This window comes from Paenibacillus sp. MY03 (assembly GCF_002165585.1).
In the GTDB taxonomy this organism is placed as follows: domain Bacteria; phylum Bacillota; class Bacilli; order Paenibacillales; family Paenibacillaceae; genus Pristimantibacillus; species Pristimantibacillus agaridevorans.
This window is the reverse complement of the sequence record NZ_MXQD01000011.1, coordinates 126,044-138,505: the sequence shown is the minus strand read 5'-3', so window position 1 is coordinate 138,505 and position 12,462 is coordinate 126,044. Positions and strand designations below refer to the sequence as shown.

Below are 12,462 nucleotides of genomic sequence, written 5' to 3'. Positions count from 1 at the left end.
CTAATGGCCCGCACCGGGGGGCGCAAGCCGCCGCTGTGCGGGCCATATATTATTGGTTGTTATTGATAAACATTAGCGTCATCTACATAAAGCTGGATTCCGCTCCCCAAATTGCTCACGTTAATCGTGAATTGAATCCTTCCAACAACAAGATCATTATATTCGGCAGGAATATAGGCGGCGAGACTAATCGACGACCACCCATCTTGCGAGTTGATAATCGGTCTGATCTCGGAACGCATAACTGTGATGCCTTTTCCATCGGCCGTATTCAAATTGAAACCTATCTGGATCGTACCTCCTGTTGTCGAGCCCTCAGGCAGCTTATAAAATACTTTGGCGGCAGCCGGTCCGGCTTGCGGAATAAAGTATTGATAAGGAACTACAGATGGCCCGGCACCGGTAACTACAATACTGGAATTGCTCTGATGCCCATAGTCCGTAACCCGCGTAACTGTGCCCTGATTCTGAACATAGAAAGCCCACGGCGGCGCCGAAGTTGCCGTCCCTTGCTCAAAGGACGCGTTGCTCGTAACCGGAGCAGCGCCTTGCAGAACGTTCAGCAAAAGCGCAGCGAACTCTCGCTCCTGCCCGGAAGCGGAGTTACTGCTGAGTGCTTCGATCCGATCCGTCAAAACACCGCCGCTCGGCTCATGCACCTGAATATAATCGGCGAATTTCCAGAATGTCTGTCCGTTCAACCATTCCTTGCTTCCCTGATAGATGACGAAATCGTCCAAATATAGCTTCGTTTCCGGCTCTACCTGATTTAGAAGAACGACCATCTGGACACTCTTGACGCCTTCCGGAATGTCTGTCAGGAAATCGACGGATGACCATGTTCCCGTTGTCGCCCCTACCTTCTTGGTTTCCGAAACAAGCGTGCCGATCTGCTGATTGCTGGCATCCCGCAAATTAAAGGTGATTTGGATCGTTGCATTCGTCTTCGTTCCCTCAGGGGTAAAATAGTGAATACGCGTCGCCATCATCCCCGGATTTACATTGACGATCTGATGCGGACCGCCACGGCGCAGCGTGCTGATCATTATACTGGAATCGCCCGAGTGGCTGTAGTCTGTCGAACGCTTATACACGGTATTGCTTTCAAACCATGGGGACCACGACTGCGGAACGTCCCCGCCAAGCTCGAATGAAAAATTGTTATTGAGCGCAAACAGCTCCAAATTTACGTTTTGCAGCAGATTGGCGTATTCGCGCAGCTTTTCATTTTCTGCACGCTGGGTCAAATCATAAACCTGCTGACTTACCGTTCCACCATTCGGTTCGGACACTTTCATATAGTCCGCCAGCGCCCAAAACGCTTCGGAGTCGAGACCGTTCCAATGCAGAAGCGGGTAATAAATGCCTGTCGGCGATGGCTTGATGAAGTGCATCAACACAGGATCCTGCGCGAATTCATCCAGCAGTTCGTAGCGTTCACGTGCTTTGTCCATCTTCCGCTCCATGGCGGCGGGATCCAGCAGGGCAAGTGCGTCTTGCTCGTTCAAAGACGCGAACTTCGGCGTATAGCTTAGCGCCGATGCTTCGTAGTATTCGAACGCGCGCAACAGCATAACTGCTCTCGATTTTTGCTGCTCCGTGCCTGCCTTCTCGACTACAGATTCCAGCAAGCTCCGGCTATCCGCTATTTCTTGTTCCGTGACCAGGGCTAAATAACCAGGGTCGCCAAATTCCAGATAAGTCGTCCGTTTCCGAGCTTCAAACCAGGTCGAGCCTTGAATGCGCTCTGTCCAGAACTGTTCCCAGTGATCATAATAGGTGCGGAGGTCGGCTGCGGCTTCTTCCCCTACCGCCCGCACATACCATTCGTCGAGAAGCGCATCTACGTCCTGATCGGGATTCCATTGCAGCTTGGCGGCGATCCACGGCTTTGGCCCCTCCCCCCAGTTCGGGTACAACTCTGCATAATGCGCCAGCACGCCATGTTCCCCGGCATAGGCGTAATTGTCTGCCATCTGCCTGATGTACATGCGAGGCAGCAAGTAAGGATTGCCGTAGATGTAATCGTACCAGGCGATATGGTCCGCAGCCTGCTTCCATTTCTCCAGCACTTGCTTGGATCCACTCTCTACTTCGGCATCTATCCACGCCATCCGGTCCTGCGTAATAAACGGAACTACGCGAGAATTCAGCCTGAAGGAAGGCGGGTCCATGACGCTATCGTAAGCGAGCAATCCGAACCATTTGTCCGGGTATACGGCCAAAACTCCTTCCGCAACTTGATTCACCCAATTATAGTAAATATCCGACATATCCAGAACGCCTACGGAATTGATTTTCCCTGTGTACAGCGGATGATCCGGCTCCGTCTCGCAATACCCTTTGCCGTCGTTTACACCAAGCGAAAAAGAATCGGCTTCTGGATTATTCGCGAAGAATTCAATTATTTTGCCTACCGCCACGTCCACCGTCCCCGGCTCCGAAAAACAAGGCTGCCAGGAATTCGTCAAGGTTGCCGCCGGAATGTACGGCACGCCATTGCGCACCGGGTAAAATTCCGGATGGCTCTGACCGAACTCCTCGGGCGGAAAGAGTGAATAAATGTTATGGTGGAACGAAAGTCGGCTATGCATACGATTTTTGCGTGCCCATGCTGCTTGCGCCGGATACGCGGTTCCATTAAGCGGACTGAACACGCGGGAGATAAAAACCGGCTCTTCTTTTATCATTTCGCGGGAGATAGACAATGTCGCATGCTGCGGGACATCCTCGCCGTCCGGTCCCGGCATCAGCCATCTGACACCCACATGCTTTTCCAGAAAAGCATATACACCATATTCGGTCCCCCAAGAGGTCGGACCGCTTACTGTAATCCTCCCGTCTTCAGGAAGAATGACATAACCGTCTCCATCCATGCCCTGCAGCAATTCGCCAAGCCGCGGCTCCGCTTGGGCATCGCCGACATAAATACGAACCCAGCTTGCCGGGTCCCCATCGCTGCTCCCCGCTTGCTCCTCTGCCAGCACCGGCAAAAGCACGCCCGTCGACTTCTTCACGTACTCCGCCAATGTGGCTGCGGCCGCTTGCGTGCGCTCATCCGCGCCTTCCGCGATAATAATCGTCGAATTCGCTTGCCCGTCGCGCACGATGACCAAAGGCGGTAAGACGGGAATCACAAACGCCGGAGCCGATACGGATGCAGCGCCTTTAAAGGAAACGCTGTACACAACCTCAAGTTCCATAACTTCGGGAGCAAGCGGGGGTACAGTAAATGTCGCGATCTTGTTTGAAGTCTCCCAGGCATACGAAGTCGGAGCTATCACCTCGGCCGCCCCGCTTTTTACCTCACGTTGAATCGTAAAATCACTTGCTTTCGGTTTTCCCCCAGGCGGTTGCTTGTTGAATCTGACGTTAATTGTACCGTTGTCTGAATTTACCGACACAACGATCCCTTGACTGTTCCCTCTCTCTTTCCCTTCAGTCCCTTGCCCGCCTTCTCTTATAGCAGCGCCGTTATCATAGACCGCCTGCGCGTTGCCAAACGAAATACCTGGAAATGTAAACAGCAGGCATATAACAAGTAAAGCAGATCGTAAAAACTGCATTTTCCTCATATTTACCACATCTCCCCTTGGCTATTTCAGTGGTTATTATAGCAAGATTGTCTTCCGTTCTTCTCTCGACCTGTCCGCAGCAAATCCTATAAGGTGGCCGTATATCGATTGTTCCAGCGACGTGGAAGACAGCGATGGCGTTCCGCCGCGCAGGACGTTGATAAAATCGGCTACAAGCCGTAAATCGCCGCCTCCGTGCATCTCCATCGATACTTCCAGTTCTACCCTGCGTTCAGAATATTCATGACCTTGTTGCGGGTTGGGATGTCTGACAGTGAACCAGCCATCTTCCATCACGCCTTGGATTTCGCCCTTTTCGCCAATGATATGAATGCTGCGGCATGGTTTGGCAGTCGCCCCATTCAAATTGTGCGTCGCCGTGCTTCCATCCTCAAATTCCACGATCACCGACTGGTGATCGACGACATCGTTGTCGCAACGCCATACACAACGTCCATAAGGATTATCTGTCCGCAGCGATTCCAACAACTGTTCGGGTGTCTTGGTTACCCCGAGGTGCTCATTATATGAAACGTAAGGGACCCACAATCCCTGCTCGACATAGTGCTTCCTCGCCGAATACATGCATGTGGATTCGATCTGACAATCTGCGAGACAACGCGTTCCTGATCCTTCCGGCGCCCGTTCCGGCCGGAATTGCAGCAGACTGCCTACGCTCGCAACAGTCGCCGGTCTGACTCCGCTCTTCATCCAGGTAATCAAATCAAGATCATGGCAGCATTTGGCCATCAGCATAGAGGAACCGCCTGTCTCCTTGCTGTTCCACTTTCCGCGGACATATGCCATAGCCATATGATGATAACTGACATTTTCTTCGGTATGGATGTGAATAATGTTGCCGATTTCGTCTTCTGCAATTAGCTTGCGAATCGCGGCATAATAAGGCGCATAGCGCAGCACATGACATACCATCACTTGACGGTTGAAACGCTTGGCTGCTTCCTTCAGTTCCAACACTTCCTCCTCGGATACGCCAATCGGCTTTTCAAGCAAAATATGATAGCCTGCCGCCAGCAACGGCAACGAAGTCGCCACATGCGTATTGTCCATCGTTCCATTAATCGCCGCATCCGCTATTTGAGGCCCAGCGACCAGTTCATCTACCGTTTTAAAACACCTGTCAGCAGGAAGTTGATATTTATCCGCTACTAATTGTCTGCGTTCCGCATCCGGATCTACAACAGCAACAATTTGCAGTTCCTCCGGGTGCTCCTCCGAATAGGAAGCATATACGAGACTGCGATGCCCCGCTCCGACAATGACGGCAGTCATCGGCCGATCTGCCGGAATGAATTTTCTTTCTATCTGTTCCATACTCTAGTTAAACTTCCTCTCCATAATTTTTTGAGCAACTATCCTTTAATTCCACCCAAAGTAGCTCCTTCCATAATCCAGCGTTGGAAAAAAACAAACATGAAGACGGACGGAATCATCGCAATTAATACGCCTGCAAACAGTGTCACCCAATCCGAAGTGTACTGCATCAGTTGATTGGCTTGATACATAGCAACGCCAATCGTATATTTTTTTTGATCGCTCAGATAAATGAATGGTGCCAGAAAATTGTTATACAGACCAAGAAACTTAAAAATCGCAACCGTTACAATCCCCGGTGTAGCTAGCGGCGTAATAATCCGTAAAAAAACTTGAAAGATCGAGGCTCCATCCATATAAGCGCTTTCTTCTAACTCTTTCGGCAATGACTGCATAAAGCCGCCTAGCAGCAGCAGAAAGAATACACTTTCACCGAAGCTATCCAGAATGATCAATCCGGTAAGACTATTCGTCAGCTGCAAATCCCGCATCAGCACAAATTGCGGAATAAGGGCGTTAATCCCCGGCAAGAACAACGAGAGCATAATGATGCCCCAAATCAGTTTCCTGCCCTTAAACTCAATACGTGTTAATGCATAGGCATTCAGCGTGGTCAAAAAAGTACCGATAATCAAACTTAAGCCCACGTAGTACAAAGTGTTCAACAGCGATTTTCCGATGCCGTATTTCACCCAGGCCATCTTATAGTTGCTCCATTGGAGCGTCTCGGGCAGTGACCATATATTTTGAAAAAACTGTTGGTTTGTTTTCAGAGATTGGTAGAACACCCAGACTAACGGGTATAATACCGATAATGCACCTGCAATGAGCATAACAATCCAAAGCACATCGGCTAAAGAACGCTTTTCTGTCACAACCGTTCATCCTTTCAACAATCAATACTCCACAGTTTGGCTCGTTATATATTTATCCGTAATCAGTTTTGCAATAACGAGGACGACAAACAAAAACATTCCGACTGCGGAAGCATATCCGTAATTATGGTATTCCGCCCCAAAAGCCAGATTGAACATGTATAGCCCGATAACATCAGTTGAACCAGCCGGACCGCCATTTGTCAAAATCAGCACATGCTCAAATCCTTTCAAGGAACCGAGTACCAGGAACAAAGCGCCTACACGAACAATCGGCATGATCAGCGGTATGGTGATCTTCACCAACCGGGTCATCGGCGTTGCTCCCTCGAGAATAGCGGACTCGTAAAGTGACTTTGGAATAGTAACCATTGCATTCATAAAAATAATGACGTAGAAGCCTACCCCTGCCCAAACATAAGGCGGAATAATTGCCCAAAGCGCCGTCTTGATTTCTCCCAGCCAATAGTATTCTCCAATATTAATGCCAACAAGGCGAAGCATGGAATTAAGCAGCCCAAAGCTGCCATCGTAAATGAATGCCCATAGTAAAGCTACAACAACACTGGAGAGCACATTCGGAAAGAAAAATATGACTTTGTAAAAAGGAGTTCCCTTATAATTTTTGTTCGTCAGTATATAAGCAAGCAACAATGAAATCAGAATAACGAAAGCGGGTACGAAAAACATGTAGATCAGATTATGAAATAATGCGCGCCACACATATTTATCTTGAAAAAGAGTGACATAATTTTGAAATCCGACAAAGACAGGATCAGATATGCCGTTCCAGTTCAATAACGAATAATAAGCGGACATCAAGTTGGGATACAGGGTAAAGAGCAGATAACCGCCAAACGCAGGGGTGATCGCAAACAATAAAAATATCCACTTTTGAGTCTGCTTTCTGCGCAGCCAGCCTTCACGTTCAGGAATGGCACTACGGGTCAACTGTTTCATATTGTTCAAAACGTGAGACTCCTTTCATGTGCAAATAGTGAGGAGGAAGAAAACTTCCTCCGCTATTTACGCTGCGAACATGATGTTTACTTCTGCTCTGCAGCAATGGCTTTGTCTATTAATTTTTGCGCTTCTTCCAGGATTGGAAGCGGGTCCTGCTTGCCAGAGGCAATCTGGCTCGTCGATTCGTTAATCATTTTCAGCGCTTGCGCATAGGAAGGATCAGCAAGGGTCGTATTTCTGAAACCGCTCTCCATTTTCACATTATTGTTTTTGATGTACTCGGCAACTGCCTTTGAAGCTTCCTGGATTTTGTCCGCACGAGCCGGATCATCTGCAAAATCTTTACGGACGGACAATTGCCCGCCTTTATCGGCAATGACAGTCTGAACATCCAGGTTCCACAGCCAAACACTGAATTCTTTGGCCCACTGCTTGTTCAATTCCGGCTTGGCTGACCAGATGAAAAAGCCATTGCTGATTGAGCCGCGAATATACTTCGTACTCTCAGGATCATCTCCCAACGGCACCGCCATAAAGCCCCATGTAAAATCTGCCGGCGTCGAATCCTTCATCTCATTTTGCACCCATGCGCCAGTGGATACCATCGCTGCTTTTCCTTGCAGCACCTGCATTTGCGATTGCGTGTGGTTCAATGCGGCTAATCCTTCAGGGAAGAAGCCTTTCTGTCCCAATTCATAGACTCGTTTCCACACTTCTACTGTCTCGGGTGAGCTGTATTCATTGCGAAATTCGCGAAAGTCAGCCTCGAAGGCATCCGTTCTGCCGTTTATTTCCGCGAGCTCAAACCGCTTCCAGACTCCGAATGCATGGTTAATATAATCAGGCACCTGCCCTGGTAGAGAAATTGGAATAATCCCTGAGGCTTTAATCGTTTCACCAAGCTCTACAAATTCAGCCCATGTTTTCGGATTTTGATTCCAGCCATTCTCCTCAAACAGTTTTTTGTTGAAGAAAAGCCCCGCTGTCGTTCCGGAGTTTGGCAGCGCATAGGTTTTGCCGAGTATTCTTGGCGCTCCTTCAAATTCGCCGTCAATCGCCAGCTCTTTAATTGTTTTGCCGTTACTATCATAAGCTTTACGATCCCATAGATCCTCCTGCGACTCGATCTTACCGCTTTCTGCAAGCGGAATTTGCGCGGCATTCCCGCCCGGCAGTACCGCTGAGAACATATCGAACATATCGTCATCGTTATTAGCGGCAATTTTCGTAGCGGTCAGATCGCCGATTTTCGGTGAATACGTCACCTCAAAACTAACATTCGGGAATTTCTCTTTAAAGGTATCCATTGCATAATCGAACCATTCCCGCCCCATGCCAGCTTCAAAAAATCCGACCTTCAGCACGACCTTCTCGTCTTTTGGCAAACCATTTTCTTCGTAAACAGCGCTTTCCGCAGGAGCGTTAGTGCTGCTCGGGGTATTGGTTTGATTCCCTTGGCCGCTGGTCGGCTCCCCGCCATTATTGCTGTTGCTGCTGCAGCCGATCAGCGCCATCGAAAAAGTCAGGCAGACGGCAAGTACAAATAATACTTTCTTTTTTGTGAACAATGTGAACCCTCCTTCAATAGGATTAATCAGATTTGCGATACGATACCCGCCAAACAAAAGGGGGAGTCGATCTCGTTGCCTAAAAGTAACACAGCCCGTCGCTCCCCGTATAGATTCATTATTATCACTGCATATACAATATTTGAAGGGGCTGCAAACCCGCTATTTGCCTGTGTTTTTGAAGCTTTATATCATGTCCTTTCGATAATTTCCCGGTGTGCTGCCCATCACTTTTTTGAATACGCGAATAAAGCTCAATGCATGCGTGTATCCCACTTTAACGGCCACTTCATGGATTGGCGCATCCGTTTCTTTTAACAATTGTTTGGCTTTGCCGATTCGTATTTCTGCAACATAATCATTAAACTTTTCTCCAAATTCCTCCTTAAATAATCGACTAATATAACTTGCCGTTACATTGAATTCGCCGCTCAGTTGCGCAAGCGACAGATCCGGATTGTCATAGTGTTCATTAATATACTTTTTAATCTGGTGGATTAATGGATGGTGATTGCGATTCTCTCGGACTTCTCTCATCTGCTCGAATGCATCCTTCAATACATGTTCAACATCACGGTAGATTTCATCGATTGTCTCTTTGTCAGCAAGCACAAGCTTCAGTTCACCCTGCACCTCTTCGTTCCAAAAATCATGGAACTCCTTCGGAAGCTCCATGACTTCCTTGTGCAAATTATTAATGAAATAGCTGGTTAGACTAATGAGATCATCCCGCGAAAAGAGCTCCATGCTCAGGGCATTGTAAAGCTCCTGAAATTGCTGCTCCCAAGAGTTATTGCCGGTCCGAAACAACTGGCAAATTTCGCGGATATGCTGCATGGGCCGAAATACTTCCCCTTGCGGCAAAGCAGCTATATCATCCGGACCGATAATCCGATTAGCGCCGAGCGAAAGCTTGTACGTAAGGGCCTCTACCGCATCCCAGTAGGAAGAGGAAATTTGCGCAAGCGATACTTTGCTGCTCCCAAGACCGATCGTCACGGTAAATACTAAATTTCGAGCCACCCATTCCTGCAGCTTATGGCATAAAGAAATCAGGTCATTAGCCGCTTCTTTTTGGTCCTTGGATGACATGCCTATTACGGCCATACGCTGTTGATCGATCCACTCGGCCCATGTATTCATCGACTCATTGTCCGATATTTCCTGACAGACCATACTTAGCGCATATTTCAACAAGTGTTGGTCCCGCCGGCTGTAGCTTTTTTCGAACACCGAATAATGGTCGATCTCAATCAACATCATCGTAACGGACTGAAAGCTCGACTCCATCCCCAGTTTCTTAAGCTCACCCAACAAGTGCTCCTCAGGCAAAGCGGCGCCCTCTTCCAACATGGCCCGAAAAATATGGCGTTTGCGATAAATCAAATTTTCTTTATTTTCTTCATAGAGCTGGCTTGATTCGTCCAACAAGGATTCGATCGTCCGTTCAATAAGTTTCATCTCATCCTCTTTATCAGCCATTTGCAAGGTTTTGCTTTTATACTTGGAATATTCCGTAATCCGATTAATAACCGTCAGGATAGGCTTGTAATTGCGACGGGTAACGTAAATCAGCCACACGCAACCGAGAACAATAACAACGCAGCCAAATGTAATCCAGAGATAAAATAGCGAGGACACCCAATCCATCATGCTGGCCCGATAAATGCCGCTGCGCACCGTCCAGCCTGTGTAATCCGATTGGATACTGGACAGAAGCTTGCCTTTTTCAGAATGAGAAGACGTTATTTGGTCCTGCTGCTTGGAAACAATCAATTTGTTTTCGCCATCTACCAGCTCGGCAAAATAAAAAGGAGAATCGGAAGTTTGTTCGATTAACTCGGCTAAACGATCCGTGCTTACATTAACGACAAACAGACTTCTATCCGCTAAATTGGCAATCTTAACAAGGCTGATGACCTCAACCGGTTCCCCTTCTATTTCTTCCGTGTACCGACGTTTATCCACCCAATAATGAGGTTTTAAGCTTGTTACATTCCGGCCTACAAATTCCTTGTCGCCAAACTGCTCAATTCCTGTCAACACCGTCGGCGTAACGACCGTTTGTCCAGTAACACGATACAAATATAGCGACTCGATGAAACGATTATTATTCATTATTTCTTGCAGCGCCGCAGCCGATTGATAATCAATAAAACGATTGCTGCCAGCTTCGGCTTCATTAAAAAAAGCTTTTATCCGGCTATTGCTTGAAATTTCGTGCATCATCATACGATCAATGTTAAGCAGCGCATCATCAATTGTTTTTAACGTATGCTGCGTGATCATATCGTTGGCACGAACAGCCGATTTTTGCGACATCTCGCTTAAAACAAGATAAGTTATAAAAAGCAAGCTCAAGCTAACTACGAACAGTACCGGGAAGTAAGATAACAACAATCGATTGAACCAATTTTTCCGCATATGTTTCCCCCCGTTATCGCCGTTCCCCTGCAAGCCGCTTCCGAGCCAAACGAATTTTCTCTTCAAATTGCTGAAAAATTTCATTCCCCTTGTAGTTCTTCATTACATCCTGCCGATATTCCGGCCAGCGAGCCCCCGATTTGTCCGAAAACAGCATCTTTACTTGCCATTCATTCTGTTTGGCACGCATCGCTTCAACACTTACTCCAAGAGGCGGCGTCAACGTCGTGCCTAACTTTTCGTAAACCGGCATAGTTGTAATTGCTTTTAAAACGCGTTCATCTCGTTCAGTCATCCGTGGATCACTCACCTGAATCCCCAGTACCTCTGGCGCGTAAGGCGTAAAGAAGCTCCACTTCTTCAGCATTTCTTTCTCTCCGTCCTCCAAAGCCTCAGGGTGTAAAATGACCGTATTGCCATCAAGCGTATAGTGCTTTCCTTCCAATCCGTAATGGGTCAACAGAAAACCTTCCTTACCTGCCAACCAATCCAATATGCTTGCGGATAACATGAGCTTTTCTGGCGCCGCTCCCGCTGTAACATTGGAAAATACGAAAGGATATTCCGGCGATGGCTCAATACGCAGCGGCTGCTGCCCAAAAGGATTAAATGGAATCCAATCTGCTTCATTATTTAATTTGCGGCTTCTCGCCTGCAAACTGTCCGGATTGGAATCGAGCGCAAAATCCGCCGTATCTCCCAATATAACGCCCACCTTGCCCCGTACGGCTTTGTCCACATGTTGATTCCCTTTATTAAGAAACCAGTTCGGGTCGACAATTCCCTCGTCCATTACACGCAAAATATCATCCACCACTTGACCAACCCGCAAATCCATCTGCATATCAACCAACTGATCTTCAGCGAAATATGCGGGGTACAGCAAGCCGCGCTTTATATATTCGGGCCAATCCAACGAAAGGCTGGACCCATTGCCCGATGTTGTAAAGCCATAGGTGTCATTTTTCCCATTGTTATCCGGATCGTCATTTGTAAACGCCCGAAGCACTTCCAAATATTCATCATAGTTTTGGGGGACATCCATCCCAAGATGAGCCAGCCAATCCCTACGAATATAATAAGAACGATAAGACTTGCGATCAAAAGGGATTGGCGCGCGAGCAAACTGATTGTTCGTCTGATACTCCCGCAGTTCTTGCTCGTCGATCCAATATTGAAAATAATTAGGCATTGTCTCCGGCGTAACGTAATACGTCATGTCAGCAAGTACATTATCCATCGTGTATTTCACGCCTCCGTCAGCATTAATATTGAGCCACATATCCGGAGGGTCATTCGCTGCCAGAAGCGATGCAATCGTTTCATCGTATGCTTGACCCGGCTGTTTGGCCGTCAAACGCAAACGAACATTAAATTTCTTCTCAATGGCGGTCATTATAAAATCTTGCCGATCCGGCTCCTCTGCCCCTGCCGTACCATTAATCATAAAATGCAATGTTACTTGATCGTCTGCTAATTGAGCATCGGCATCCTGTCGTGTCCCGGCAGGCCAGCCCCGAATAAGTCCAAAGGCAGTCATTCCCGCAAGCAGCAAGCCAATAGCCGCAAACGCCCCCGCGCGCCATCCGTTCATCCTAGTTCCCCCTTGAGCACAAGTCGTAATCGTTCCTTTATCCGTTCGCGGGCCAGTTCACTCCAATCAAGAATACGCTTTCATGACTACATTCTAAATGAAGATTAGAATATCTATTCCGGCTTTCT

7 protein-coding genes are annotated in these 12,462 nt (G+C 47.8%); all 7 read right to left on the bottom strand.

The genetic code is table 11. The features are described 5' to 3' along the window. Positions 1 to 59 precede the first annotated feature (59 nt). The 7 genes from B1748_RS13210 to B1748_RS13180 all read right to left on the bottom strand — a co-directional run bounded on the left by B1748_RS13210 (position 60) and on the right by B1748_RS13180 (position 12,334). Positions 60 to 3,575 (bottom strand): DUF4838 domain-containing protein, encoded by a 3,516-nt coding sequence (locus tag B1748_RS13210; RefSeq protein WP_087568388.1) that lies wholly within the window; start codon positions 3,573 to 3,575, stop codon positions 60 to 62. 36 nt (positions 3,576 to 3,611) lie between these two features. Continuing rightward, entirely contained in the window at positions 3,612 to 4,910 is a 1,299-nt protein-coding gene (locus B1748_RS13205) for a Gfo/Idh/MocA family protein (RefSeq protein ID WP_087568387.1), read from the bottom strand. A 38-nt stretch (positions 4,911 to 4,948) separates the two neighbouring features. Next, positions 4,949 to 5,785 (bottom strand): carbohydrate ABC transporter permease, encoded by an 837-nt coding sequence (locus B1748_RS13200; protein ID WP_087568386.1) that lies wholly within the window; start codon positions 5,783 to 5,785, stop codon positions 4,949 to 4,951. Between the two features lie 21 nt (positions 5,786 to 5,806). Next, complete coding sequence (locus B1748_RS13195) at positions 5,807 to 6,745, bottom strand: carbohydrate ABC transporter permease (protein WP_087568506.1); 939 nt, start codon at positions 6,743 to 6,745, stop codon at positions 5,807 to 5,809. Between the two features lie 86 nt (positions 6,746 to 6,831). Continuing rightward, positions 6,832 to 8,316 carry an ABC transporter substrate-binding protein gene (locus tag B1748_RS13190; RefSeq protein ID WP_256975649.1) on the bottom strand — a complete coding sequence of 495 codons (1,485 nt, stop codon included), beginning with the start codon at positions 8,314 to 8,316 and terminating at the stop codon, positions 6,832 to 6,834. A gap of 186 nt (positions 8,317 to 8,502) precedes the next feature. Further along, entirely contained in the window at positions 8,503 to 10,740 is a 2,238-nt protein-coding gene (locus B1748_RS13185) for an AraC family transcriptional regulator (RefSeq protein WP_179215566.1), read from the bottom strand. A gap of 13 nt (positions 10,741 to 10,753) precedes the next feature. Beyond that, the gene (locus tag B1748_RS13180; protein ID WP_087568384.1) at positions 10,754 to 12,334 is read right to left on the bottom strand and encodes a type 2 periplasmic-binding domain-containing protein; all 1,581 of its coding nucleotides are present in this window, start codon (positions 12,332 to 12,334) and stop codon (positions 10,754 to 10,756) included. Positions 12,335 to 12,462 lie beyond the last annotated feature (128 nt).